The organism is Mizugakiibacter sp. (assembly GCF_039680435.1).
GTDB lineage: Bacteria > Pseudomonadota > Gammaproteobacteria > Xanthomonadales > Rhodanobacteraceae > Mizugakiibacter.
This window is the reverse complement of record NZ_JBDKSX010000037.1, coordinates 26,398-53,278: the sequence shown is the minus strand read 5'-3', so window position 1 is coordinate 53,278 and position 26,881 is coordinate 26,398. Positions and strand designations below refer to the sequence as shown.

Annotated in this window: 20 protein-coding genes; 6 read left to right on the top strand and 14 right to left on the bottom strand. The window is 69.7% G+C overall.

Features of this window, described 5'->3' with window-relative positions:
- From ABFC67_RS04350 to ABFC67_RS04315, 8 genes are all read right to left on the bottom strand, one after another.
- Window positions 1–834 carry an ABC transporter permease subunit gene (locus tag ABFC67_RS04350; protein WP_346736822.1) on the bottom strand — a complete coding sequence of 278 codons (834 nt, stop codon included), beginning with the start codon at window positions 832–834 and terminating at the stop codon, window positions 1–3.
- Entirely contained in the window at window positions 831–1,766 is a 936-nt protein-coding gene (locus ABFC67_RS04345) for an ABC transporter ATP-binding protein (protein WP_346736821.1), read from the bottom strand. Before ABFC67_RS04345 ends, ABFC67_RS04350 begins: the two co-directional genes overlap by 4 nt.
- Window positions 1,750–3,042 (bottom strand): nitrous oxide reductase family maturation protein NosD, encoded by a 1,293-nt coding sequence (locus ABFC67_RS04340; protein WP_346736820.1) that lies wholly within the window; start codon window positions 3,040–3,042, stop codon window positions 1,750–1,752. Before ABFC67_RS04340 ends, ABFC67_RS04345 begins: the two co-directional genes overlap by 17 nt.
- A gap of 75 nt (window positions 3,043–3,117) precedes the next feature.
- A complete protein-coding gene (gene nosZ / locus ABFC67_RS04335; protein WP_346736819.1) occupies window positions 3,118–5,067 on the bottom strand; it encodes a TAT-dependent nitrous-oxide reductase in 1,950 nt (649 codons plus the stop codon).
- Between the two features lie 4 nt (window positions 5,068–5,071).
- Window positions 5,072–7,330, bottom strand: coding sequence for a 4Fe-4S binding protein (locus ABFC67_RS04330; RefSeq protein WP_346736818.1), 2,259 nt, complete (start codon window positions 7,328–7,330; stop codon window positions 5,072–5,074).
- Window positions 7,327–8,379 (bottom strand): FAD:protein FMN transferase, encoded by a 1,053-nt coding sequence (locus tag ABFC67_RS04325; protein ID WP_346736817.1) that lies wholly within the window; start codon window positions 8,377–8,379, stop codon window positions 7,327–7,329. The genes ABFC67_RS04330 and ABFC67_RS04325 overlap by 4 nt, the downstream gene beginning before the upstream one ends.
- A 57-nt stretch (window positions 8,380–8,436) precedes the next feature.
- Window positions 8,437–8,733 (bottom strand): high-potential iron-sulfur protein, encoded by a 297-nt coding sequence (locus ABFC67_RS04320; RefSeq protein WP_346736816.1) that lies wholly within the window; start codon window positions 8,731–8,733, stop codon window positions 8,437–8,439.
- 482 nt (window positions 8,734–9,215) lie between these two features.
- On the bottom strand, window positions 9,216–11,279 hold the full coding sequence (locus tag ABFC67_RS04315; RefSeq protein WP_346736815.1) for a S9 family peptidase: 2,064 nt from the start codon (window positions 11,277–11,279) through the stop codon (window positions 9,216–9,218).
- A gap of 249 nt (window positions 11,280–11,528) precedes the next feature.
- On the opposite strand from ABFC67_RS04315, the gene ABFC67_RS04310 reads away from it, so the two are divergent.
- Complete coding sequence (locus ABFC67_RS04310) at window positions 11,529–13,115, top strand: oligopeptide:H+ symporter (RefSeq protein ID WP_346736814.1); 1,587 nt, start codon at window positions 11,529–11,531, stop codon at window positions 13,113–13,115.
- 172 nt (window positions 13,116–13,287) lie between these two features.
- Here ABFC67_RS04310 and ABFC67_RS04305 read toward each other — a convergent pair whose 3' ends face one another.
- From ABFC67_RS04305 to rfbB, 5 genes are all read right to left on the bottom strand, one after another.
- Entirely contained in the window at window positions 13,288–15,264 is a 1,977-nt protein-coding gene (locus tag ABFC67_RS04305; protein ID WP_346736813.1) for an alpha/beta fold hydrolase, read from the bottom strand.
- A gap of 115 nt (window positions 15,265–15,379) precedes the next feature.
- On the bottom strand, window positions 15,380–16,321 hold the full coding sequence (gene rfbD / locus ABFC67_RS04300) for a dTDP-4-dehydrorhamnose reductase (protein WP_346736812.1): 942 nt from the start codon (window positions 16,319–16,321) through the stop codon (window positions 15,380–15,382).
- Window positions 16,318–16,875 (bottom strand): dTDP-4-dehydrorhamnose 3,5-epimerase, encoded by a 558-nt coding sequence (rfbC, locus tag ABFC67_RS04295; protein WP_346736811.1) that lies wholly within the window; start codon window positions 16,873–16,875, stop codon window positions 16,318–16,320. The genes rfbD and rfbC overlap by 4 nt, the downstream gene beginning before the upstream one ends.
- A complete protein-coding gene (gene rfbA, locus ABFC67_RS04290; RefSeq protein ID WP_346736810.1) occupies window positions 16,872–17,759 on the bottom strand; it encodes a glucose-1-phosphate thymidylyltransferase RfbA in 888 nt (295 codons plus the stop codon). The genes rfbC and rfbA overlap by 4 nt, the downstream gene beginning before the upstream one ends.
- Window positions 17,760–17,887: 128 nt before the next feature.
- Window positions 17,888–18,943, bottom strand: coding sequence for a dTDP-glucose 4,6-dehydratase (gene rfbB, locus ABFC67_RS04285; RefSeq protein WP_346736809.1), 1,056 nt, complete (start codon window positions 18,941–18,943; stop codon window positions 17,888–17,890).
- Window positions 18,944–19,137: 194 nt separating this feature from the next.
- Between rfbB and ABFC67_RS04280 the strand changes: the two genes are divergently transcribed.
- The 5 genes from ABFC67_RS04280 (at window position 19,138) to ABFC67_RS04260 (ending at window position 25,792) form a co-directional block, all read left to right on the top strand.
- The gene (locus ABFC67_RS04280; protein WP_346736808.1) at window positions 19,138–19,575 is read left to right on the top strand and encodes a pilin; all 438 of its coding nucleotides are present in this window, start codon (window positions 19,138–19,140) and stop codon (window positions 19,573–19,575) included.
- A 346-nt stretch (window positions 19,576–19,921) separates the two neighbouring features.
- Window positions 19,922–20,356 (top strand): pilin, encoded by a 435-nt coding sequence (locus ABFC67_RS04275; RefSeq protein ID WP_346736807.1) that lies wholly within the window; start codon window positions 19,922–19,924, stop codon window positions 20,354–20,356.
- A 61-nt stretch (window positions 20,357–20,417) separates the two neighbouring features.
- Complete coding sequence (locus ABFC67_RS04270; protein ID WP_346736806.1) at window positions 20,418–22,520, top strand: tetratricopeptide repeat protein; 2,103 nt, start codon at window positions 20,418–20,420, stop codon at window positions 22,518–22,520.
- A gap of 5 nt (window positions 22,521–22,525) precedes the next feature.
- Complete coding sequence (locus ABFC67_RS04265; protein ID WP_346736805.1) at window positions 22,526–24,463, top strand: hypothetical protein; 1,938 nt, start codon at window positions 22,526–22,528, stop codon at window positions 24,461–24,463.
- 63 nt (window positions 24,464–24,526) lie between these two features.
- The gene (locus ABFC67_RS04260) at window positions 24,527–25,792 is read left to right on the top strand and encodes an oligosaccharide flippase family protein (protein WP_346736804.1); all 1,266 of its coding nucleotides are present in this window, start codon (window positions 24,527–24,529) and stop codon (window positions 25,790–25,792) included.
- A 40-nt stretch (window positions 25,793–25,832) separates the two neighbouring features.
- Here ABFC67_RS04260 and ABFC67_RS04255 read toward each other — a convergent pair whose 3' ends face one another.
- Entirely contained in the window at window positions 25,833–26,837 is a 1,005-nt protein-coding gene (locus ABFC67_RS04255; RefSeq protein WP_346736803.1) for a hypothetical protein, read from the bottom strand.
- Between the last annotated feature and the right edge of the window lie 44 nt (window positions 26,838–26,881).

The window sequence follows — 26,881 nt, the reverse complement described above, 5'->3', positions numbered from 1 at the left end:
TCACAGCTCCTGCCGGCGGAACGCCAGCAGCGCCAGCAGGAACGGGCCGAAGCCCCAGGCGAGCATGGCGGCGACCAGCAGCGCCGGCGGATACGCGTGCGCCGCGGTCATCGACATGAACACGTCGTTGCCGGCACCCGCGCCCAGCGCCACCAGGTTGACCAGGCGGAACACGTCGATCGGGTTGGCCAGCAGCAGGTAGGGATAGAGCGCGCGCTCCATCGCGTTGCCGCCGCTGAACACCAGCAGGGCCAGAAGCACCAGGTCGAACAGCATCACCAGCACGAACCAGGCGAGCAGCGCCAGCCCGGCGGCGCGCGCCTTCTCGCGCGCCAGCGCGCTGATCAGGCAGGCCATGCCGGCGAAGCTCGCGCCCAGCAGCGAGGCGCTGCCGACGAACACGCCGAGGTGCCGCCATGCCGACCAGGTGCGCGCCTCCGGCGTCATCAACTGGATCAGCACCACCGCCGCGCCGAAGCCGAGCGCGGTGGCGACCGCCAGCACGCCGCTGTGACCGAGGAACTTGCCGGCGATCAGCTCGGCGCGCGACAACGGATAGGACAGCAGCAGCGCCAGGGTGCCGCTCTCGCGCTCGCCGACGATCGTGTCGTAGGCGATCAGCAGGCCGATCAGCGGGATCACGAACGCGGCCAGCGTGGTCAGGCTCGCGAGCGTGGCGTTGAAGGAGACGAAGCCGAGGCGGCCGGCGGCGGCGGCGCCAAAGTAGGCGATGCCGAGCGCCAGCACGGCGAACAGGCCGGTGATCGCCAGCGTCCAGCGGCCGCGGAAGTCGTCGCGGAATTCCTTGCCGGCGATGGACAGGATCGGCCTCACGTCTCGCTCCTCCCGCGGGGCGCCGGCTCCGCACCGATCGCGGCGTACAGGCGCGCCAGCGTCGCCTCGCGCACGTCGATGTCGACGAGTTGCGGCGCCTGCAGCAGCCGGCGCACCGTCTCCAGCTTGGCCGCGTGCGGCACGTCGAACTCGAGCGTATCGGCGCGCCGCGTCGGCGCGGCGCCGGCCCGCTCGCGCAGCCAGGCCTCGATCGGCGCGCCGTCCGCGCCGTCGGCCAGGCGCACCGTGATCGTCACCGGCAGGCGCGCCGCGGCCTGCAGCTCGCCCACCGCGCCCTGCGCCAGCAGCCGACCGCCGCCGAGGATGATCGCGCGGTCCAGATGCGGCTCCAGTTCCGCCAGCACGTGCGAGGAGATCACCACGGTGCGGCCGCGCGCGCGCAGCGCGGCGACCAGCTCGAAGAACTCGCGCGTTGCGGCCGGATCGAGCCCGGAGGTCGGCTCGTCCAGCAGCAGCAGTTCGGGATCGCCGAGCAGCGCCTGCGCCAGGCCGAGGCGCTGGCGCATGCCGTTCGAATAGGTGCGCACGCGGCGGTCGGCGGCGGCCAGGCCGACGCGTTCCAGCAGGTCGCCCACCTCGCCCGCCGGCGCGCGCTTCAGCACCGCTAGATAGGCCAGCGTCTCGCGTCCGCTCAGGTTGCCGTAGAACGCCACGTTCTCCGGCAGGTAGCCGATGCGCGCGCGCAGCCGCCGCGCCTCGGCGCCAAAGGGATCCGCGCCGAGCACCGCCAGCCGCCCGTCGCTGGGGCGGATCAGCCCGAGCATCAGCTTGATCAGCGTCGACTTGCCGGCGCCGTTGTGGCCGAGCAGGCCGACCACCTCGCCCGCCGGCACCGTCACCGACACCTCGCGCAACGCCCAGGCATCGCCGTAGCGCTTGCCGAGACCGCTGGCCTCAATCGCGTGCCGCATACGCATCGCCTTCGCGCACCGCCGGCCGCGCCATCAGCGGGTGGCTGTCGCTCACGCTCGGCGGCGTGAACACGGGAAACGCGCGCTGCACGTAGCGCAGCGTCAGGATCGCCGGGCTGCTCATCAGCAGGCGCGCGCCCGGGTATTTCCAGAACAGGATGTCGACGCCGTCGTTGGGGCGGAACGCGGCGTCGCCGCGGCCGTCGCCGTCGAGATCCCAGCCGACATAGTCGCTCCAGTAGTTGCCGCGGCCGCGCCACGACCACTCCTGGGCGACGTTCTGCACGTATTTCACCTGCACGCGGTTGTCGACGAAGGCGTTGCCGTGGACCAGGTTGCCTTCCGAGCCGGCGGTGACGTGGATGCCGATCGGGCAGCGCACGATGTCGTTGCCGGCGATGCGGTTGTACTCCGAGTTGTAGACGAACATGCCCTTGCCCTCGCCGCCCGGCAGCGGCTGGCCGTGCTCGTCCCGCTCGCCGGTGACGTCGCGGACGATGTTGCCGTCCAGCGTGCTGTAGGTGACGTAGTTGAGCAGCATGCCGTAGGTGGCGTCGCCCAGCGAGCGGTTGCCGCTGACGGTCAGGTGGTCCGACTGCATCAGCGCGTAGCCGGCGCGCGTGCGCGTGGTGATGTTGCCGGCGATCAGGTTGTGGTTCGAGTACATGTAGTGGATGCCGTAGCGCACGTCGTGGATGCGGTTGCCGACGATGCGATTGCGCGGGCTGACGTAGATGTAGATGCCGTCGCGCACGGTACCGACGTCGTTGTCGCGCACCTCGACGCCGGTGTCGTTCCACAGGTGGATGCCGTCGCCGCGGTCCGGCGAGCGCAGCGCGGCCACGCCGCGGATACGGTTGCCGATCACCCGCACGTCGGCCGCGCCGTTGAGGTACACGCCGAACAGCACGTCCTCGAGCGCGTTGCCGACGATCGCCACCCGGCGCGCCTGCTGCTCGACGAAGACGCCGGCGTTCATCGCCGTCAGGTCGGTGCCGGAGCGGCGGATCGCCAGGCCGCGCACGACGACGTCGGAGGCGGCGATGCGGATCACGTCGCCGCTGTCCTCGCCGTCCAGTACGGCGCCCGGCGCGCCGACCAGGGTCAGCGGCTTGTCGAGCCGCAGATGCACGACATGCACGCCCGTCGGCACCGTAATCGTCGCTCCCGGTGCGGCGCGCGCGATCGCCTGCGCCAGCGCGTCGGCCGGCGCGGCCGCGCCGGCGTCAGGCAGCCACGCCAGCAATACGGCGAGCGCGCCAGCGCACGCGGTCATCCGCAGGGGAGCAGTCGACACGCCCATCGCGCACGGTGCGCGGCCGCAGCGGCGAACCGCCGCGGCCGCGTCCCCTCAGGCTTCCACCAGCATGCGGCCGCACATCTCCATGTGCAGCGCGTGGCAGAAGAACGTGCAGTAGTACCAGTACACGCCCGGCTTGTCGGCGACGAAGGTCACCGACGAGGTCTGTTGCGGGCTGATCTCCATGTTGATGCCGTGGTCGGTGAGGCAGAAGCCGTGGCTGAGGTCCTGCACCTGGTCGACGTTGGTCACCACCACGGTGACGCGGTCGCCCTTCTTGACCTTGAACGCATCGAGGCCGTACTTGGGCGCGGCGCTGGTCATGTAGACGTGCACCTCCTTGCCGTTGCGCACGACCTTGGAGTCCTTCTCCAGCACCACGCCGTCCTTGCGTGCCATCGCCACGGTCTCGGCGAAGAACGGATCGCTGCGCGTCCACTGCTGCTTGAACTTTCCCATCAGCAGGCGCCGATGGATGATCAGGCAGTCGTGCGGCTCGCAGTACACCGGACCGTCCGCGATGAGTTTCATCTCGTCGCCGGAAATGTCGATCAGCTGGTCGTTGTCCGGGTGCAGCGGGCCGACCGGCAGGAAGCGGTCCTTGGAGAACTTGTTCAGCGACACCAGCCATTTGCCGTCGGCGTCGCGCGACTCGCCCATCGACGAGTGGTTGTGCCCGGGCTGATAGGCGACGTCGAGCTTCTGGCGGATGTAGTTGACCTTGGCGCCGTTGTAGGCGCGGATCGCCTCCTCGATGTTCCACTTGACGATCTGGCTGTCGATGAACAGCGTGGTATAGGCATAGCCGCGGCCGTCGAAGGCGGTGTGCAGCGGGCCGAGGCCGAGCTCGGGCTCGGCGACCACCACGTCGCGCGGCTGCTTCAGCCTGCCGGCGAACCAGTCGTCGACGCGCTGCCAGCTGATCACGGTCACCGTCGGCGACAGCTTGCCCGCGGCCATCAGGTACTTGCCGTCCGGGCTGGCATTGCAGCCGTGCGGATTCTTCGCCACCGGGACGTACAGCGTGAGGTCGGAACCGTGGCGGCCGTCGACCACCGGCACCTTCGAGCCCGGCAGCTTCAGCAGCTTGCCCTGTTTCACCGCCTGCTCGATGCGCGGAATGTTGAACACCACCACCCAGTCGCGCTCGTCGCGCATGAAACCGGCCAGGTCGACGCCGCCCTCGCTGTTGTAGCAGGTCGACGCGGCGTACTTGCCGCTGTAGTCGGCGTCGGTGTTGTCGAGGTTGCCGTCCACCAGCACCTGCCACGCCACCTCCATGGTGTCCGCGTTCACGGCGGTGTACAGCGTCGAGTACTTCGTCGGATCCTCGAGATCGTGGCCGTCGTTCGGGTGCGGGATGCGGTACTCGCCGTTGCAGAACACGTACTTGGTGCGCGGCACGCGCTGCACGCGCATGCCGTGGATCGCCTGCACGTTGGGGATCTCGAGGATCTTGTCGGTGCGCATCACGTCGCAGCGGATGCGCGCGACGCGCGTATTGGCCTTGTCGTTGACGAAGATGTAGCGGCCGTCATAGCGGCCGTCGGTCATGCTCATGTGCGGGTGGTGCAGATCGCCGCCCGGCGGCGGGTTCTTGCCCAGCACGCGCTTGGACTCGTTGGTGACGCCCCAGCCGATGGTGAAGTCGGGGTTGAACACCGGCACGCGCGTCAGTTCGCGCATCGACGGCAGGCCGAGGATGCGCAGCTCGCCGGACTGGCCGCCGCTCCAGATGCCGTAGTACTCGTCGAGCTGGCCTGGCGCCACGTGATCCCCGGGTATCCCCTCGGCCGCCGCCGCGTGCGCGCGGCGCGGCATGCCCAGGCCACCAAGCAGACCGGCGCCGACGCCGGCGAGTCCGGCCAGTGCGGTGCCGCCGATGAAGTTGCGGCGGCCGCGATCGTCCGGTGCGCCCGTGGCAGCCGGCGACTCGGCCGGCGTGGCCTCATGCACCGTCGCCTCGTCGACGGAATGCTGTTTGCTGCGGCTCTCTTCCATGTCGCTACCCTCGCGATCGTGATTGTTGCGGCACCGCTTCGGCACCGGCCCTCTCGTGCGCCGCCGGAGCGGCATCCGTGTAGACGACCACCTTGGCCTGCATCGCCCGCTCCATGCGCTTGCGGCGCTCGACCAGCGGTGGGCACTTGTGGTCGTTCCAGTAGGTCACCTGGCAGTCCAGGCAGTAATGGCATTCGTTGTGGTTGATGCGCCCGATCGGATCGATCGCCTGCACCTCGCACTCGTTGGCGCAGACCTGGCAGGGATGGCCGCATTCGCGGCGCCGGCGCAGCCACTCGAACAGCCGCAGCCGGCCGCCGATCGCCAGCCCCGCGCCCAGCGGGCAGACGTACTTGCAGTAGAACTTGCTGTTGAACGCCGACACCGCCAGCAGCGCCACGGCGTAGGCGACGTAGCCCCAGGAGCGCATGAAGTGCAGGTCGATCGCCGTCTTGAACGGCTCGACCTCGGCGTAGCGCTCGGCCAGCGCCACCGATTGCAGCGACAGCCCGAACAACACCAGCAGCACGATGTACTTGATCGCCCACAGCCGCTCGTGCACGAACGTCGGCAGTTCGAGCTGCGGCACGCGGAAGCGGCGCGCGGCCTTGTTGACCAGTGCCTGCAGCGCGCCGAACGGGCACAGCCAGCCGCAGTAGACGCCGCGGCCGACCAGCAGCGCCGACACCGCGACGAACACCCACAGGATGAAGATCAGCGGGTCGGCCAGGAACGTCGACCACTGGAACTGGTGCAGCGCCGAGCCGATGAACGCGAATACATTGACCACGGAGAGCTGCGCCAGCCCGTACCAGCCGATGAACACCACCGTGTAGACCAGGAAGCCGACGCGCAGGCGCTCGAGCAGCCTGGGCCGGCGCACGAACCAGTCCTGGAAGACCAGGATCGCGCCGAGCACGCCGAGGCCGAGCGCCAGCCCGAGGATCTCGAAGCGCCGGCGGAACCACGCCTTCGCCCACGCCGGCGCGTTGGCGCCGGGCTCGACGAAGGGACCGAAGCGGCGCACCGGCGGCTGTTCGAGGAAGGCCGCCGGCATGCGGTAGCCGGCGTCGAACGTGGTGTAGACGCTTTGCAGCGGGCCGACCTGGCGGCGCACCAGCAGCTGCAGCGTCCACGGCCGGCCGGGATCGAAACCGTAGCCGTGGCGGACGATGAATAAGGCCATCTCGGCGAACGCCGGCATGCCCGCCAGCTCGGCGTCGACCAGCGGCTGGAAGTCGCTGTCGTGGAACAGGATCAGCTTGTTGTCCTGCACCACGTGCACGCGATCGAAGATGCCGCCGCGCACGTAGCCGACGCCCTTGAACGAATAGCGTCCGTTCGCCATCACCGCGATGGCCTCGTCGCCGGGCGCCAGCCGCGCCATCAGGTCGGCGTAGGCTGCCTCGCCGAGCAGATTGCGGCCGACGGTCGGCGGCGTGATGTCCGCGTAGTGGAGGTCGATGAACCCGCCGCCGCCGGCGCCGCCATCCTGACCCTCGGCGACGAAGCCGGCCTGCGTGCCGCCCTTCAGCTTGCGGAACGCCGCCTCGACGTCGGCGCCGTCGAGCTGCAGGCGGCGGATGGCGCCGTTGCCGGTCAGCTCGTTCCAGTCGGCGCTGCGGTACAGGTCGCGGCGCACGCGGGCGCGCGCGCCGGCGCCGTGGTCCGGCGCTTCCACCAGCCGTCGCGACACCGCCACCTTGAGCGCGGCGTCCATGATCGTCTGGTTGACCGCCATCGCGGTCACGGTGGCGCTGCTGATCGCGTCGACGGCGACGCTGTCCTTGCCGCCGCCTCCGCCCACCACCACCTCGTCGGTGGCGCGGCGGCCGATGTAGCGGGCGACGAAGTCGTACAGCTTCTGCACCGGGATGCCGACCAGCAGGATCGGCTCGTGCTGCTCCAGCACCTCGGCGCCGACGATGCGGCCGTCGCGGTCGATGGCGACGAGGATGTTGATCGGCTCGCCGGAATAGGCCGGTACCGGCGCGACCATGCGCGTCTCGAAGACGTAGCCGATCACCGCGTCGCCGCGATAGACCGCCGCCGCCGGCGGCGTACCCTCGACCGCGCCGAAGCGCGTCGCGTCCGGGAAATAGCTGCGCACCTGCGGTCGCGCCGCATCGATGCCGGCGGCCGCCGCCACCGACGCGGCCAGCATCAGCACGATTCCCGCCAGCAGGCGCAGCACGTTGCCGCAGCGGCCGCGCGCGTCGCGCTGCGGCGCGAGGATGGGAGCGGAGATCGCGGCGGCGCTCATCCGAACGCCCGCGCTTCGCCGCTGACCAGCGGCAGGTCGCGGGAGTGCCAGCGCGTGGCGCCGTCCCAGGAGAACGCCAGCCACTGCTGGTCCAGGCCATCGGCGAACGCCGCCAGCCGCGGCAGCTCCATCGAGAACGCCGCCACGCTGGCGGCGTCGGTGTCCATCGACAGCGCGCCCATCACGGTCACGCTGGAGTAGCGGTCCGGCGAATAGCCGGTGTGCGGATCGATGATGTGGAACAGGCGACGGTCCGCCGAGAAGTACACCTCGTAGTTGCCGGAGGTGGACAACGCGGCGTTGCGCAGCTCGACCACCGCGGCGATGCGCCCGCTGCGCTGCGGATCGACGATGCCGACGTTCCAGCGGCGCTCGGGATCCGCACCGGCGATCGCGCGCACCTCGCCGCCGGCGTCGATCAGCGCATCCTCGATGCCGGCCCGACGCAGCGCGGCGATGCCCTGGTCGACCACGTAGCCTTTGGCGATGCCGTCCAGCGTGAGCGCCACGCCCGACCGCAGGAAACGGATGCCGGCGGCGTCCATTTCGACGTGGCGGAAGCCGACCACGCGCTCGCGCGCGGCCACCGCGCCGCGATCCGCCGCCGACAGCACGATCGGCCGCGGCTGCGCGTAGTAGTAATCCAGGACCGGCGCGACGGTGGCATCGAAGTCGCCTTCCGAGCGCTCGGCAATCTCGTGCGCCCGGGCGAGCACCGCGCGCAGCATCGGCGGCGGATCATCGAGGCGGCCTTCGCGATTCAGCCGCGCCAGCGGACTGCGCGCATCGAAGCGCGTCAGCGTCGCCGTGGCCGCGACCATCGCCGCGAACGCCGCCTCGATGCCGCGGTGCGCGGCCTCGACGTCGTCCGCCAGCGCGGTCACCGACACCGAGGTCTGCATCAGCGTGCGTTCGCGGCGCACCTGATAGAGGTTGCGGCCCAGCCGCAGCAGGCTCCAGCCGCCGGCGGCCAGCGCACCACCGGCCAGCACGGCGCCCGCGGCCGCCTTCAGCAGGCGTCTCCGCGTCCACAAGGACTTCTCGTCCATGGCATCCCCCTGCCCGCACCGCGGCGCGCCGGAGCGACGCGCCGCGCGTGCGCGCGATCAGGACTTCGGCGAATAGGCCACGCACCAGCCCTTGGGGCTGACGGTGCCCTCGACCACCTTGCAGGTGCCCGGCGCATCGGGCGTCGCGCCCGGCACGTACTGGATGCAGTTCAGGCAGGTCTGCGTGCCGTGCGGCGTGTCCTGGTAGAGCATCGCCGCCTTGCCGGCCTTCTCCGCACGGGCCGGTTGCGCATGCAGCAGCGCGCCCACCGCGAACGCGCCCACCCCGGCCAGCAGGCCCCGTTTGATGAGGTTGCGGCGCGAGGCGTCGAACGAGTTGTCGTGGTTGCTCATCTCGGACTCCCGAAGTTGCCTGCGAAACGGAGGGCGCGTTTCGTTTTACGCACCGCTGCGGGAGAACTTAGGAGCCGGCGGCGCTGCCGGTGTTGATAATTGTCAATCGCCGCCGCGGCGCTTCGTCGCACGTGGCGCCGGCGGTACCGTGGCATCGCGTCGCACCACGCGGGCACGCAAGCGCGACCATGGCGCGAAGACGCGACGTGCCGCGCCGAAGTCGCGACCACGGTCGCTCCTACATGAAGCGCGTGGGCGTGCGCCACGCTGTTGCACCGGCCACATGTCGTCGCACTGCACGGCAAGAGACGCATCGCGCTCTTGCAGGGGCGGCCGTGGCCGCGACCGCCTCGAGGTGACGACGCAGGCCGCGTCTGCCGATGATCGCGTGCCATCGCCCGGCTCGGCTCGGCAGCGGGTGCGGATACGAAAACGGCGGCCCGAGGCCGCCGTTTTCGCGATGCGCGGAACCCGCGCCGAAGCTACTTGCCTTCCGGCGCCGTCCAGCGCTTCAGCCAGGCTTCGACCGTCTGGTGCCACAGCACGCTGTTGTGCGGCTTGACCACCCAGTGGTTCTCGTCGGGGAAGTACAGCAACTGGCTTTCGATGCCGCGGCGCTGCAGCGCGGTGAACGCGCCGAGGCCCTGCGTCTCGGGGATGCGGTAGTCGTGGCCGCCATGCACCACCAGCATCGGCACGCGCCAGTCCTTGACGTGGTCGATCGGGTTGAACGCCTCGTAGTTCTGCGGATGCTCGAACTGCGTGCCGCCGTTCTCGAATTCCTCGAACCACAGCTCCTCGGTGGCGTAGTACATCATGCGCGCGTCGAACACGCCGTCGTGGTCGACCAGGCACTTCCACGGCTGGTTCCACACGCCGGCCATCCAGTACACCATGTAGCCGCCGTAGCTGGCGCCGAGCGCGCAGGCGCGGTCGCCGTCGAGGAAGGCGTACTTGTCGAGCGCGGCCTGCCAGCCCTTCTGCAGGTCCTCCAGCGGGCGGTCGCCCCAATGCCCCGAGATCGCGTCGGTGAACGCCTGGCCGTAGCCGGTCGAGCCGTGGAAGTTGACCGTGACCACGGCGAAGCCGGCGCCGGCATAGGTCTGCGGGTTCCAGCGGTAGTGGAAGTCCTCGGTCCACGCGCCCTGCGGGCCGCCGTGGACCAGGAACGCCACCGGATACTTCTTGCCCTTCTGGTAGCCGACCGGCTTGACCACGTAGCCCTGCACGGTATCGCCGTTCCAGCCCTTGAACGTGTAGAACTCGTAGTCGCCGAAGCGGATGTCCTTCAGGCGTTCGGCGTTGAAGCGGGTGAGCTGCGCGAGGTGCTTGCCGTTCGCGGCCGCCGCGTAGAGATCGGTCGGATGCTTGAAGTCCTGCCGGCCGAGCACCAGGCGGTCACCGGCGAGATCGAAGCCGGTGACGGTGCCGCCATCGACGAGCTTCGTCACCTTGCCGCTGGCGGCGTCGACCGCGAACAGCGGATGCCGGCCCCAGTCGTCGGTGGTGGTGTACAGCGTCCTGCCGTCGGCCGACACCTTCAGCGGGCCGGCCGAGCGATCCCACTGCGGGTCGACCTCGCGCGTCGCGCCGCTGGCGAGATCCAGCGCCATGATCGCGAAGCGGTCGGCCTCGAAACCGGGCGTTTTCATCGCGAGGTAGTACAGCGTCCTGCCGTCCGGCGACGGCGTCGGGTACGCATCCCAGGCCGGATTGGCAGCGGTGAGGTTGCGCGCCGCGGCGGAACCGTCGGCGGGCGCCGCATAGACGTCGAAGTTGGTCGACCACGGCTCGCTCTTGCCGGCGACGCGCAGGCCGAAATAGACGGTCTTGCCGTCGGGCGAGAACGTGTATTCGCTCTCGTCGCCGTACGGCTTGGAGGGTACGTCGCCGTCGAGGCCGCGGCTCAGCCAGACCGGCGCATCGGACAGCGTGCCGTCGGCGCCGAACGCGGCGACGTAGAGCTGTGCGCGGCGGCCGTCCGCCCAGGTGTCCCAGTGGCGCACGAACAGGCGGTCGTAGACGCGGCCGCTGGCTTTGTCCTTGGTCTTCGCGTCGAGGCGTGCGTGCGTGCAGGCGAGGTCCGCGCAGTCCGTGAACACCGCCATCGACAGCGCGACGTGCGTGCCGTCAAACGATAGCGTGAAGTTGTCGACGTCGAGCGGATAGCGGCTGACCTGGCTCGCCGCGCCGCCGGCGGCGGGCACGCGCCAGACCTGGCTGGAGCCCGATTTCGACGACAGGAAGTAGATCGCCTTGCCGTCGGCCGACCAGTGCGGGCCGCTGGCGTCGGCTTCGACCAACTTGTGCGGCTGCGCCTTGCGCGCGTCGAGGTCGAGCACCCACAGGCTGTTGACGCCCTTGTTGGCGGCATAGTCGGTGGAGCGCACGGTGAAGGCGACGTGGCGGCCATCGGGCGACGCGACCGGATCGCCGACGCGATCCATCATCACCAGGTCGTGCACGTCGAACGGATGCGGCGCGGCGACGGCAAGCGCCGGCCCGACAGCGAACGCCACGACGAGCGCGGCAAGCAGCGGCTTCATCACGATCCTCCGGGAGTGCGGTGGCAAAGCCGGGGACGGTAAAGGCCGCGGACGGTGGGCGCAAGGCCCGCCCCTCACGGGGAGCGTATCCGTGCGCGAGCGTCCTCCCCCGCGGAAGCGGCCTCGGCCGCGATCTGCGGGGCACGGATCCGGGGCCGAAGCGTTCCGCGGACCCCGACGCGTTCCGGCCGCCCGCACGGCAGGCGGCGGCACCTGTCTATACTCGGCGCGCATCCGCAAGGGCCCCGTATGTCCGCCATCGCCATTCCCGCCGCGCGCAGCGACGAACTGTTCGGCCACCCCAAGGGCCTGTACGTCTGCTTCCTCACCGAGATGTGGGAGCGCTTCTCGTTCTACGGCATGCGGGCGTTGCTGCTGCTGTACCTGGTCAAGTACCACCTGTTCAGCGACGCGCACGGCTACAACCTGGTCGGCGCCTACGGCGGGCTGGTGTATGCGATGCCGGTGATCGGCGGCCTGCTCGCCGACCGCTTCCTCGGCATGCGCAAGGCGGTGGTGTTCGGTGGCATCCTGCTGGTGCTCGGCCACCTCGGCATGGCCATCGAGGGCCGGCAGGCGACGCTGGTCGACGGCGTGGTCGTGCGCGACGAGGCCGCGCTGCAGGCGTTCTACTTCTCGCTGGCGCTGATCATCATGGGCGTCGGCTTCCTCAAGCCGAACATCTCCACCATCGTCGGCAAGCTGTATCCGGAGAACGATCCGCGCCGCGATTCCGGCTTCAGCCTGTTCTATGCCGGCATCAACCTCGGCGCGACGATCTCCGGCGTGCTGTGCGGCTGGCTCGGCGAAACCTACGGCTGGGGCTGGGGCTTCGGCGTCGCCGGCATCGGCATGCTCGCCGGACTGGCGAATTTCATCCACGGCCAGAAGCACCTGCGCGGCCACGCCGAGCCGCGCGACCCGGCGCGGCTGCGCCAGCGCGTGCTGGGGCCGCTCACCCGCGAACACCTGATCTACCTCGGCGCGATCGCCGGGCTGTTCGTGATCTGGGGCCTGGTCCAGGCGCACTCGCTGTTCCTGAAGATCGTGCCGGGCGTGTTCGAGCCGAGCCCGGTGCTGCTCGGCATGCACCTGGTCGCGGCCTGCCTGCTCGGCGGCATTCTCTGGTTCATGTTCGCGCGCTGCACGCGGGTCGAACGCCAGCAGATGGCCGTGGTGCTCGCCTTCGTCGCGTTCTGCCTGGTGTTCTTCGCGCTGTACGAGCAGACCTACGGCTCGTGGGTGCTGTTCTCGGACCGCGCGATGAACCACGAGGCGCTGGGCCTCACCTGGACCGCCAGCGAGCTCACCTCGCTGGGCGCGTTCTTCATCCTGGTGCTGGCGCCGATCCTGGCCTGGCTGTGGCCGCGACTGGAGCGCGCCGGCCTCAACCCGAGCAAGCCGGCGAAGGCGGCGCTGGGCCTGATCTTCGCCGGCCTGTCGTTCCTGGTGCTGGCGTGGAGCGCACGCCATCCGCAGGCGAACGGGCTGACCGGCATCGGCTGGTTCGTGCTCGCCTACTTCGTGCTCGAGGTCGGCGAGATGCTGCTGTCGCCGATCGGGCTGTCGGCGGTGACGCAACTGTCCGTGCCGCGCGTGGTCAGCCTGATGATGGGCGGCTGGTTCCTCGGGCTTTCCTATTCCGAGATGCTGGCCGCCGCGCTGAGCAAGCTGTCGGCGATCGAACTTCCGCAAGGGGCGACGCTGGACGTCGCGGCGGCGCTCGCCAGCTACGACCGGCTGTTCGTGTTCTCGGCCAAGATCGGCATCGTCGGCGGCATCGTCGTGCTCGCGCTGACGCCGCTGCTCAGGCGCTGGATGCACGGCGTGAAGTAGGCGTGCGCGGACCCGCTGCGCGCGCCGGATGCTCCACTCAAATACGGGAGCGACCGTGGTCGCGACAAGCGTCGTGGCCGCTCCTGCAGGGGGCATGCCGGACGGAGCGCGGCGCTGCGGGCCGCCGCCGCGGCGAGGGCCGCGCCTCGCCGCAGATCCATCCGGGGCCGCTTCACTGGGTGGCAGCGGAGGCCGAGCCGATGTTGCTGTCGAGGAACTGCACCACCTTGGCGTACAGCTCGGCGACATTGGCCTCGTCGTAGAAGCCGTGGGATTCGTTCGGCTTGTACAGCCACTCGTGCGCGATGCCGCGCTCCTGCAGCTTGGCGTGCAGGCTCTGGCCCTGCACCGGCGGCACGCGCTGGTCGCGGCCGCCGACGACCAGCATCACCCTCGCCTTCAGCCGGTCGAGGTTGTAGAGCGGCGAGCGCCGCGCCAGGTCGTCCATGTCCGTGCCCAGCACGCGCTTGAGATAGTTCTCGCCGTAGGTGGACTGGGGAATGTCGCCGCGCGTGTACATCAGGCGCAGGTCGTACACGCCCACGTAACCGATCGCGCAGCGGTACAGATCCGATTCCTTGACTGCGCCTTCCAGCGCCGCGTAGCCGCCGTAGCTGGCGCCCATGATGCAGATGCGGCCCGGATCGGCATAGCCCTGCGCTATCGCCCAGCGGGTGGCGTCGGTGACGTCGTCCTGCATCTTGCCGCCCCACTCGCGCCAGCCAGCCCGCTCGAAGCCGTAGCCGTAGCCGCCCGAACCGCGGAAGTTCACCTGCAGCACGGCGTAGCCATGGGTGGCCAGCGCCTGCACGTCCGAATCGTAGTCCCAGTCGTCGCGCACGCCGTACGGGCCGCCGTGCACCAGCACCACCATCGGCAGGTGCTTGGCATTTTCCCGACCCGGCGGCAGGCTGAGATAGCCGTGCAGGTCGAGTCCGTCGCGCGCCGCGAACTCGATCGGCTGCTTGCTCGCCATCCGCTCCGGGTCGATCCACGGCGCACGCGCCAGCAGTGGGGTCAACTTGTTGGCCTTGTTGTCGAGCAGATAGAACGTGCCCGGGTCGGCATCCGCATCCACCAGCACGACGGTCTTGCTGCCGTCCCGGGTACCGGAAACGAAGCGCACGCTTTCACCGGGGAACTGCTGCATCAGCGCCACCAGCGCCTGCACGTCGGGCGTGCTGCGATCGAACACGGACAGGCCGGGGCGGCCGTCGATGAAGGTCACGCCGATGATGGCGTCGTCGGCAAGCCCCCACAGCAGCCAGTCGGGCTCGACCTTGGGATGGCTCCACACATTCGCCATGGTGCGCTTCGCCACGTCCCAGCGGCACAAGCCGAAGCCTCCCGCATCGGCGGGGCAGTCGAAATACACCACGCTGTCGTCGCGACTGAACGCCCACGGATGCGCGCGGGCGTGCGTCGCGATCTCGGGCATCGGCTTCCAGTCGCCCCCTTCGGCGGCGCGCTCGTAAACCTTGAAATCGCCGACGGAGTCCTCGCCGTAGGCGAAGCGGACGTGCCCGTGGTGATCGGCGACGAACGCTGCGCCACGCAGCGGCACATCGGCGATCTTGACCTTCCGGCCGTCATGCACGTTCATCCGATACACGACCGGCAGGGGCACTTCGTTTCCCGCGGCGTCCCAGTCGCTGATCGCAACCAGCGCGTCATCGGGGTCGTCGGGGATCGCCGCAATGAACCTTGCCGACCCGCGTTCGGCCGACCCGCGGTCGATGTGCGACGCGAAGCTCGGGCCGCCCTTGCGGAACCCGTACAACGTGTCCGCACCGGTACCATCGGCATTGATCCCGAACAGCTCGCCAGTCAGCAGCGGGGCGTCGTACCCGCCCCAGCGCATGCCGACCGTGTACAGCACGCGAGTCGGCGACACCCACCAGAAGTCGACCACGTCGTCCTCCTCGCGAGGTCGCAGCGTGGTTCCCTTCATGTCGCTCAAGTGCACGAGGGCCAGAACGGTCTGCCCCTTGATGACGGCGGTAGCGGCAAGATACTGGCCGTCCGGCGAAATCTTGACGTTCTTGTATTGGGCGTGGCGCGCCAGGTTCTCGAACGAGACCGGCGCCGCGCAAGCGGCCATCGCGCACAGCCCAAGCAACAGCGCGCCGCACAGGCGACGTATATCCATCGTGATGCCCCCTGCTTCCGATGCACGGCCGCGCGCTGCGGCCGTTCCCCGTGCCGTTTATATCGCAACGGCCGTTCGCCGGCGACGGAAAGTGCGCAGGCGAGCCGCCGCGGCCTCAGCGCGGCGCCATGGCGCGGGCCTCGCCCAGCTCGCCGACCGCCTGCGCCAGTCCATCCCGCCAGTCCGGCAGGTGCAGGCCAAAGGTGTCGCGGAAACGCGCCGTGTCGAGCACCGACCACGCCGGGCGGCGCGCCCGCGTCGGGAAGGCCGATGTCGGGATGGCGTCCACCTGCGGGACGCGAGCGATCACGCCGGCGGCTGCGGCCTGCTCGAAGATCGCACGCGCGAAGCCGCACCAGGTGGTCTGTCCGGACGCGACCAGGTGGTGGGTACCCAGCGCGGCGCGGCGGCGCGCGGCGTCCCAGTCGAGCCAGCGCGCCAGCGCGGCCGCGGTGGCGGACGCGATCAGGCGCGACGAGGTCGGCGCGCCGTGCTGGTCGTCGACCACGGTGAGGCGCTCGCGCTCGCCGGCGAGGCGCAGCATGGTGCGCAGGAAGTTGTGGCCGCGCGCGCCGTACACCCAGGCGGTGCGCAGGATCAGGTGATCGGCGCCGCTTTCGCGCAACGCCGCTTCGCCGGCCAGCTTGCTGCGGCCGTAGGCGCCGAGCGGTCCGGTGGGATCGTCCTCGCGGTAGGGCCGCGCCGCCGCGCCGTCGAAAACGTAGTCGGTCGAGTAGTGCACGACCAGCGCGCCGCGCCGCGCCGCCCAGGCGCCCAGCGCGCCGACCGCCTCGCCGTTGGCGCGCATCGCCGCTTCCTGCTCGTCCTCGGCACGGTCGACCGCGGTGTAGGCGGCGGCGTTGACGACCAGCGCCGGCGCCGTGCGGTCGAGCAGCGCGCCCAGCGTCGCCGGCGCGTCGAGGTCGGCGCGCTCGCACGCCGTGCCGCCCGGCAGCGCGCCGCGGCGCGTGGTGGCGATCACTTCGCCCAAGGGCGCCAGCGCGCGCAGCAGCTCGAAGCCGACCTGGCCGTTGGCGCCGAGCAGCAGGATCCTCACCCGCGAACCTCCGGCAGGCGCTCGGGCGGTATGTCGGCGAGGAACGGCGCGCGCGCGTCCTTGTCGGACAGCAGCGGCGCGCTGATCGGCCAGTCGATGGCGATGTCGCCATCGTTCCAGCGCACCGCGGCATCGGCCGCGCGGTCGTACAGCGCGCTGCAGTGGTACATGAAGGTGGCGTGTTCCGAGAGCACGCAGAAGCCGTGCGCGTAGCCTTCCGGGATCCAGAAATGGCGCTTGTTATCGGCGGAGAGGACCGCCGCGGTCCAGCGCCCGAACGTCGGCGAGCCGCGGCGGATGTCGACCGCCACGTCGTACACCTCGCCTTCCAGCACGCTGATCAGCTTGGCCTGCGGGTGCGGCCACTGGTAATGCAGGCCACGCAGCACCCCCTGGGCCGAGCGCGAGACGTTGGTCTGCACGATGGCGAGATCGATGCCGAGATCGGCGAACTTGCCGGCGTGGAAGCTCTCGTAGAAGTAGCCGCGGCTGTCGCCGTGCACGGCCGGCTCGATCATGCACACGCCGGGCAGGTCGGTGTCGACGCGCCTCACCGGATCGCTCCCTGCGCCACCAGGCGCTGCAGGTACTGGCCGTAGCCGGTCTTGGCCAGCGGCGCGGCGAGGCGCAGCACCTGCTCGGCGTCGATCCAGCCGTTGACGTAGGCGATCTCCTCCGGGCAGCACACCTTCAGGCCTTGGCGGTTCTCGATGGTCTCGATGTAGTTCGCCGCCTGCACCAGCGAGTCGTGGGTGCCGGTGTCGAGCCAGGCGTAGCCGCGGCCCAGCGGCTCCAGCATCAGGCTGCCGTCGTCGAGGTACATGCGGTTGAGGTCGGTGATCTCCAGCTCGCCGCGCGCGGACGGCTTCAGCGCGGCGGCGAAATCGCACACGCGCTCGTCGTAGAAATAGAGGCCGGTGACCGCGTAGTTCGACTTCGGTTGCGCCGGTTTCTCCTCCAGGCCGATCACGCGGCCGGCGGCGTCGAATTCGGCCACGCCGTAGCGCTCGGGATCGCCGACCCAATAGCCGAACACGGTCGCGCCGCGTTCGCGCTCGGCGGCGCGGCGCATCATCCCGGTCAGGCCCTGGCCGTAGAAGAGGTTGTCGCCGAGGATCAGGCAGCTCGGCGCGCCGCCGACGAATTCGCGGCCGATCAGGAACGCCTGCGCCAATCCGTCCGGCGAGGGCTGCACGGCATAGCGGATGTCGATGCCCCACTGCGAACCGTCGCCGAGCAGGCGCTGGAACAGCGGCTGCTCGTGCGGCGTGTTGATCACCAGCACCTCGCGGATGCCGGCCAGCATCAGCGTCGCCAGCGGGTAGTAGATCATCGGCTTGTCGTACACCGGCAGCAGCTGCTTGCTGACCGCCTGCGTGATCGGATACAGCCGCGTGCCGGAACCGCCGGCGAGGATGATGCCTTTCTGCGTCGTCACTTCGTTTCCTCACATGCGAAGCGGGTCGGACCCGCCATCGCGCTTCCCTGGACCGTACGGTGGGCTGAAGCCCAGCCTACCTGCCAACGCGGCGTGGGCGTAGGGTGGGCCTCGACCCACCTGTCGCCTCAGGCGGCGCCGAGCCGCTCCATCCGGTAGCTGCCGTCCAGCACGCGCCGCACCCAGGCCTGATTCGCCAGGTACCAGTCGACGGTGCGGGCGATGCCGCTCTCGAAGCTCTCGGTCGGCCGCCAATCCAGCTCGCGCCTGAGCTTGGAAGCGTCGATCGCGTAGCGGCGGTCGTGGCCGGGGCGGTCCTTGACGTAGGTGATCAGGGCTTCGCGCTTGCCGCCGGCGGCCAGCGGCCGGCGTTCGTCCAGCAGCGCGCAGATCGTCTTCACCACGTGGATGTTCTCGCGCTCCGCGTCGCCGCCCACGTTGTAGGTTTCGCCGACGCGCCCGGCCTCCAGCACGCGCCGGATCGCCGCGCAGTGGTCGCCCACGTACAGCCAGTCGCGCACGTTGCGGCCGTCGCCGTACACCGGCAGCGCCTCGCCGGCCAGCGCCTTCTGGATCACCAGCGGGATCAGCTTCTCCGGAAACTGGTACGGCCCGTAGTTGTTCGAGCAGTTGGTGGTCAGCGTCGGCAGCCCGTAGGTGTGGCGGAACGCCCGCACCAGATGGTCGGAGGCCGCCTTCGACGCCGAATAGGGCGAGTTCGGCGCGTAGGCCGTCTCCTCGGTGAACCTGCCGACCGCGCCCAGCGAGCCGTACACCTCGTCGGTGGACACGTGCAGGAAGCGGAAGCCGTCCTGCTTGTCCGCCGGCAGCGCGCGCCAGTAGTCGCGCGCGCACTCAAGCAGGGCCAGCGTGCCGACCACGTTGGTCTGCACGAACGCCGCCGGGCCGTCGATCGAGCGGTCCACGTGCGACTCGGCGGCGAAATTGACGATCGCGTCCGGGCGGTGCTGGTCCAGCAGCCGTTTCACCAGCGCGGCGTCGCCGATGTCGCCGTGCACGAACACGTGGTCGGTGCGGCCCTGCAGCGAGGCCAGGGTGTCCGGGTTGCCGGCATAGGTCAGCTTGTCCAGGTTGACCACCCGGCAGCCGCCCCGTGCGAGCGCGTCCAGCACGAAGTTGCCGCCGATGAAGCCGGCTCCGCCGGTCACCAGGAGGGTTTTCATCGAGTCGAGACCCTTCTTCATGTCATGCGAGCCGAACGCCGATTGTGCCAGCAGGCGCCCGCGCGCGCAGGTTCCCTCCGGACCGGGTGCGGGGCCACGCCGCCCGTTTCCGTGACGCGCGCCCGGAATCGCCCCCGTGTTGGTACGGAACGTGCTGTAACGCTCCGTGACAATCCTCAGGGGGGATTCCACCCATGGCCGAGCGCATCCAGGCCGGCTTCACGCTGATCGAACTGATGATCGTGGTCGCGATCATCGCCATCCTCGCCGCGATCGCCATCCCGGCGTATCAGGACTACGTGATCCGCGCCCAGGTTTCCGAGGGCCTGTCGCTGGCGACCGGCGCCAAGGCGGCGGTGTGGGATTTCATGTCGAACACCGGGCGCGGGCCTTCGAACAATGCGTCCGCGGGACTGGCCAAGCCGCAGTCCATCACCGGCGCCTATGTCTCCCAGGTGGACGTGACCGGCGGCCTGATCACCGTCAGCTTCGGCGCACCCAAGGCCAACCAGAAGATCAAGGCCGGCACGCTGCTGCTGTCGCCGGTCACGCACGCCGGCAGCATCGACTGGATCTGCCACAGCAAGACGATCCCGGGGCAGTACCTGCCCTCGGTCTGCCGCAAGTCCTGACCGCAATATGCCCGCAACGCTGCCCTCGGGTGACCAAATACGTCAGTCGCTGACGCCCCAAGTCAATGTGCACGAACAATCCCGCGTTCGCCGGCCGCCCCTCTCGGGCATGTGACGGCCATCGCGAATCGCGGCTTGCGTCATCGGTGTGACCCTCTGCACAATCCCATGCACTGCGGCATCCACCCGGTGCCCGCAGCGCCGAAATGGCATGGAAAATGCTGAATTTCGGGAGAGCTTCTGGTCGTTCCTGCCGGACGGTCAAGGAGGCGGATCTTCTGATCCGATGGCTGGGGCTCAGGGGGCACCAAACCGGTTAGCTGGCTTTCTCTAGAGAGGGACAACCATGAAGAAGATCCAACAGGGCTTTACGCTGATCGAGCTGATGATCGTCGTGGCGATCATCGCGATCCTGGCGGCCATCGCCATCCCGGCCTACCAGGACTACGTGATCCGCTCGCAGGTGTCCGAGGGCATGAGCCTGGCGGATGGCGCGAAGACCGCCATCACCGAGTTCTACTCGAACTACGGCCACTTCCCGAAGAACAACCAGTCGGCGGGTCTTGCCAAGAACACCAGCATTTCCGGCAAGTATGTGACCCAGCTCGATGTCAGCACGAATGTCGGCCGGATCGAGGTCACTTTTGGCAAGCAGGCCAACACCAAGATCACCGGCAAACTGCTGTCGCTTTCGGCCATCACCCATACGGGCAGCACCGAATGGAGCTGCAAGAAGAGCACGGTCGACAGCAAGTACCTGCCTTCGTCCTGCCGCAACTGATCCAGCAGGATCGGAATCGCGAAGGGCCGCCTTGTGCGGCCCTTCTTTTTTCAGGCCCGCCATGACCCGACGCCTACCGCTGTTCCTGCTCGCCTGCGCGGCGCTGCTGCTGGCCGCGGCGTGGTGCTACCGCCCGGGACTGTCCGGCGGCTTCCTGTTCGATGACTACGCCAACCTGCCGGCGCTGGGCGCCAAGGGGCCTATCGACAACGCACCCGCGTTCTGGCGCTACATCACCTCGGGCCGCAACGATCCCGTCGGCCGCCCGCTGTCGATGCTGAGCTTCCTGATCGATGCGCACGACTGGCCCGCGGACCCCGCGCCGTTCCTGCGCACCAACCTGCTGCTGCACCTGCTGAACGGCACGCTGCTGGCGCTGCTGCTGCGCCGCCTCGGCCGCACCGCCGGCTACGTGCCGGCGCGCGCGGACCTCGCCGCCGCGATCGGCGCCGGCCTGTGGCTGCTGCACCCGCTGTTCGTCTCGACCACGCTGTACATCGTGCAGCGCGAGGCGATCCTGCCCGCGACAACCGTCCTGCTCGGCCTGCACGCCTGGCTGCACGGCCGCGAACGCCTGCACACGGGGCGCGCGCTTACCGGCGCGGCGTGGGTCGTCGCCGGTCTCGGCGGCGGCACCCTGCTGGGCGTGCTGTGCAAGCCCACCGGCGCGCTGCTGCCGCTGTACGCGCTGCTGGTCGAATACCTGCTGCTGCGCCACCTGCCTGTGGGAGCGGCTCCAGCCGCGGCCGCGGACACACAACCGCGTTCCGGGAAGCACACCCCCCCACGTCCGGCGGAAGCCGCTGCGCGGGTTCCGCCCTATGGATCCGCGGGATTCCCGGCACACAGCGCGCGCACCTACCGCTGGACGATGGCCGTGCTGGCGTGGCTGCCGACCGCCGCGATCCTCGGCTACCTGCTGCGCGCCGGCTGGCTCGGCATCACGCACGGCATCGGCGCGCTGCGCCCGTGGACGCTGGGCCAGCGCCTGCTGACCGAGCCGCGCGTGCTGATCGACTACCTCGGCCTGCTGTGGCTGCCGCGGCCGTACACGTCGGGCCTGTTCAACGACCAGATCCAGGCTTCGACGGGCCTGCTGGCGCCGCCGTCCACGCTGGCCGCGATCCTCGCCATTGCCGCGCTGCTGGGGCTGGCATGGTGGCTGCGCCGCCGCCAACCGGTGCTGGCGCTGGCGGTCGCGTTCTACTTCGCCGGCCACCTGGTCGAGTCCACCACCATCGCGCTGGAACTCTATTTCGAGCACCGCAACTACGTGCCCGCCATGCTGATATTCTGGCCGCTGGCGCTGTGGCTCGGCGACGACGCGACGATGAAGGCCGCCCGGCGCGCACTTGCGCTCGTGCTGCTTGCAGGGCTTGCGCTGATGACCCATGCCGGCGCGTCGCTGTGGGGCAACCAGACCGACCAGGCGCTGCTGTGGGCACGATTGAACCCGGCATCCCCACGCGCGCAGGCGTTCGCCGCGCAGGCCGAGATGCAGCGCGGGCGACCCGATCTGGCAATCACGCGCCTGACGCCGCCGCTGCGGACGCGCCCCGCTGAAGTCCAGCTTGCACTCAATCTGCTGGCCGCGCGCTGCGCTGCCGGCGGCGTGAGTGAAGCCGACCTGCTCGGCGCAGAACAGGCCCTGCGCACGACGCGCAACCCGGGCAGCCTGCTGATGAGCTGGTTCGAACGCACCATCGACATGGCGAAGGCGCGCGCCTGCCCGGGCATCGACTTCGCCGTGATCCAGCGCCTGCTGGACGCAGCGCTTGCCAACCCCGACCTCGGCGGACAGTTCGGCCCGCACCAGGACCTGCTGCACATCGAGGGCGAGCTCGCCCTGGCCATGCACGATGCTTCCCGTGCGCTCGCGAATTTCAACCGGGCGCTTGCCCTCAACCCGCGCGTCGAGGTAGCGCTCCAGCAGGCCGCGCTGTTCGGCTCCGCCGGCCTGCCGCGCCTCGGTCTGGCACACTTGGACTACTATGCACGCATAGCGGGGCACGCGGTTCCGCCGGGCCCCGGCATGCCGACCCTGCACGCCCGGGTGCTCGAGCGGCAGCGTTACTGGGAACACGAACTGACGCGGATGCGGACGAACCTTCAGCAAGACGCCGACCGGCAAGCCGCTGCATCCGACTCCACTCACCGAAACTGAAGCCGATGCGCGCCTCGATCATCCGCCGCCTGCCCCGGATCGCGTTCGCCGTCGCCCTGCTCGCAACCGCCGCCGCGTACTGGCCCAGCCTGTCCGGCGGTTACATCTTCGACGACTTCCCCAACATCGTCGACAACAAGGCGCTGCAGGTTACCGAGGCCAGCCCCGGGAATCTGGCCGCGGCCGCGCTGTCGTCGCCGTCCAGCAGCTTCAAGCGCCCGCTGGCCTCGCTGAGTTTCACCGCCAACTACCTCGCCGACGGACTCGATCCGTTCGGCATGAAGCTGACGAATCTCGTCATCCACCTGCTGAACGGCCTGCTGGTGTTCCTGCTGGCCCGGCAGCTTCTGCGCATGGCGGGCCCGCGACCACCCACGATCGCGGCTGGCGCCACACCCACCCGCGCACCGGACCTGCGCAACGAGGCCGTCGCCGCGCTGATCGCCGCGGGTTGGATGCTGCTGCCGATCAACTTCACCGCGGTGGCCTACGTCGTCCAGCGCATGGAGAGCCTGGCCAACCTGTTCGTGCTCGGCGGGCTGCTCGGCTACCTGGCCGGCCGTCGCCGCATGCTGGACGGCCAACGCTGGCGCGGCCTCGCGCTGTGCGCGGCGTCGCTCGGGCTGGGCACGGTCGCGGGGTTGACGGCCAAGGAAACCGCCGCGCTGCTGCCGCTGTACGCGCTGCTGATCGAATGGGCGCTGCTGCGCTGGCGCGGCGGCGGCAGGCACGATGTCGCGCTGTGGGGGCTGTTCGCCCTGGTCCTGTTCGTCCCGCTCGCGCTGGGCCTCGCCTGGATGCTGCCCGGGCTGCTCAAGCCGTCGCCCTGGGCCATTCGCGACTTCACCCTCGGCGAGCGCCTGCTGACCGAACCACGCATCGTGCTCGACTACGTGCGCTGGACGCTGCTGCCCACGCCGCACGCGCTGTCGTTTTACCACGACGATTATCGCGTCTCGACCGGCCTGCTCACCCCGTGGACCACGCTGCCCAGCATGCTCGGCATCGTCGCGATGCTGGCGCTGGCCGCGGCGCTGCGCCGCCGCGCGCCGCTGGCCGCGCTCGGCCTGGTGCTGTTCCTCGGCGCGCAGACCCTGACCGCGACCATCCTGCCGCTCGAACTGGTCTACGAGCACCGCAACTACTTCGCCAGCTTCGGCCTGCTGCTCGCCGCGGTCCCGCCGCTGGCCGGCGCCGCTGCGCCGATGCCGCTGGCGCGGCGCGTCCTGCTCGGCGGCCTGCTGGTGCTGTGGGGTGCGCAGACCGCGCTGACCGCCTACGCCTGGGGCAATCCGCTGCGGCTGGCCGAGGATCTCGCGCTGCGCGCGCCGGCCTCGCCGCGCGCGCAGTACGAACTCGGCCGCACCTACGTCGTGCTGTCGAACTACGATCCGGCCTCGCCTTTCACTCCGCTCATCTATGCGCCGCTTGAACGCGCGATGGCGCTGCCCGGCTCCTCGATCCTGCCCGAGCAGGCGCTGATCATGGTCAACGCGCGCCTGCACCGGCCGCTCGAACCCGCCTGGTGGGACGGCATGACCGCCAAGCTGAAGGCGCACAAGCCCGGCGTGCAGGACGAAAGCTCGCTCGGCGCGCTGACCCAGTGCGCGCGCGAGAAGCTGTGCGACCTGCCCAGGGACCGCATGCTCGAGGCCTTCCTCGCCGCGCTTTCGCACCCGCATCCCAGCGCGCGCATGCTCGCCACCTACGCCGACTACGCGTGGAACGTGCTGGGGGATCGTGCGCTGGGCCTGCGCATGGCCGGCGAGGCCGTCGACGCCAAGCCAAACGAACCGGCCTACCACATCACCCAGGTGCGCATGCTGGCCGCCATGGGCCGCCGGGCCGACGCCATGCAGGCGCTGCAGCAGCTGCAATCGTTGAATGTCGGCGGGCGGCTCGACAGGAACCTGGCAGAACTGCACGTCCTGCTGGATCGCTGATGACCGTCGCTCGCCGGCCCAGCGCCCCCGCTCCCGCCCGGCAGCGCACGGCCTGAGATGCCCGTGTCGCCGCCCTCCATCATCCGGCGCATCCCGACGGGCCCGCTCGCACGCAACACCGTGCTTGCCACCGGCTGGATGATCGCCCGCGTCGCCGCCCAGGCGCTGTGGGTCGTCATGATCGCGCGCGCCATCGGCCCGGACGGCTACGGCCTGTTCGCGGGCATGGCAGGCCTGGCGAGTGCACTGGGGGCGCTGACCGGACTCGGCTTCGGCGTGCTGATGCTGCAGGATACATCCCGTGATCGGGCGAACTTCCCGGTTGCGTGGAAGCGCGCCCTGCTGCTGGCATCCGGCAGCGGCGTGGTGCTGTGGGTGCTCTATCTCGCGATCGCACCTGCGCTCATTCAAGCTCGCATCGGCATCCTGCCGTTCGCGGCCGTGGGCCTGCCCGAGCTCATCTGCTTTCCGCTGACCGTGCTCGCCAGCTACGCCTTTCAGGCGCACGAGCGCATGGGCTGGGCAGGAGCGCTCTACGTGCTGATCCCCATCGGAAACCTGCTCGCGGCCGGCGCGTTCCTGCTGCTGGCCAAGGCGCCGGCACTGGAGTTCTATCTGCCCTTCCACGCAGTGGCGTCCGTCTTGGCTGCTGTCTGCGCCATCGCGCTGGTGCGCGTGCTCCTCTCGCCGCCAGCGGCGCCGTTCTCGCTCCAGCGCAGGGACATGCGCGAAGGCTTCGGCTTCTCGCTCATGCGCCTGGTCGAGACGGGCATGACCTCGCTGGACAAGACGCTGGTATTGAAACTCGCCGGCAGCGAAGTGGCGGGCATCTACAGCTCCGCATATCGTCTTGTCGCCGTCCTGGCCATTCCTGCGACCTCGCTCGGCATGGCCGCGCTGCCGCGGCTCTTCCGCACCTACGAGCAAGGGCGCGAAGCACACGGACGGCTGGTGCGCACCCTGGTGGGAATCACATTCGTCTACGGGGTCTTGGCCGGGTTCGCGGCCTGGGTGCTCAGCGACATTCTTCCGTTCCTGCTCGGCCAAAGTTTCGGACCCGCCGCCCAAGCCGCGCGCTGGCTCGCATTATCACCGATGCTGTACGGCTTTTACGCGCTTGGATGCAACGTGCTCGTCACCAGCCGCCGGCGCTATCTGCGCGTGTTCGCGCAGGCCGCCGGCATCGCGCTGCTGCTGATCGCCGCCCTGCTCTGCGTGCCCGGCTTCGGGCTCAAGGGCGCGGTAGCCATGCTGCTGATCACGCAGGCCGCCACGGCGCTGCTGCTCTGGGCGCTCGCACGATTCGGGCGCTCCACGTCGGACTCGTAAGCGGCGCCCCGAGTTGCCCGTGCACGCGCCGGCAATCCGCTCACCGACGGCGCGGCGGGAGAAGATCGACCGTCTTCACGCCGAAGCCGGACAGCAGTTCCGCCAGCGATGCCTGGCGGCCATCGATCGAAATCGGCACCACGTGCGCGGCCGTCGCATGGCACGCAACAGCATCGCTGCTCATGGCGATGTTCGCCAACGCCGACGTGAAGAAACTCACCACGTTGGCCACGCCCAGCTTCGGCGCCACCCATTCCGCGGGCAGTGCGCCGAACTCGCGCCCGACCGGACGCCATGCCGCGTCGAAGCACCTCGCGTCCTTCTGGGAGTAATGCGGCTTGTAGTGGACGCTGCCGCCAAGGCGGTTGACGTAATCGAGCGTACGCCGCCGCAGTTCGCGCGCGACCTCGGCATCGACAACCTCTTCGATCGGCTGGTCCAGGAACAGCGTGCCGCCATCGGCAGCGGGTCGGCTGCCTGCATTGCCGCGGCCGAAGTGGAGTTGCCGCAGGATCGGGAAGCGGTCCGCACGCACGATCCGGTCCGGATGCGTGAAGAAGCCGCCGGAAACCGTGCGGCTGTCGACGCCGCTGAGATGCCCCACGTAGGCCCGGTACGGAAGCCCCGCGGCAGCCGCCTTGGCGATCTGCCTTGCGCGTGGCATGAAGGAGGAAAGCGGGCTCAACGCATCGTAATAGTTGAGCAGACCATCCTGATAAATGAATCTCCCACTCGCGCGTGGATGGAAGAACGCACGATTGGACAGCGGATTGAAGGGATGCGGAACGTAGACATCGACCTCGCCGTACTGCTTCGCGATCCCGTCGATGTCGCGGCCGGCGCGGAAGTACTTCTCGATGCGGCGCCGGTGCGGGTCGTTGCACTTCCCCAGGAACACGGGGCATCGCCCGTCGGCGCCGACGCGCGGGTCGTCGGCCGACGGATGGAAGAAGTACGCGTCGCCCTCCATCGCCTGCAGCACCTCCAGCATGGGCAAGAGGTGAAAAGGCGTGAAACCGATGACGATGGAGGCCTTGCCGCTCATGGTGTGCCGCTGTTGTCCCCGCTCCGCAGATGGTCGTGCCCGGC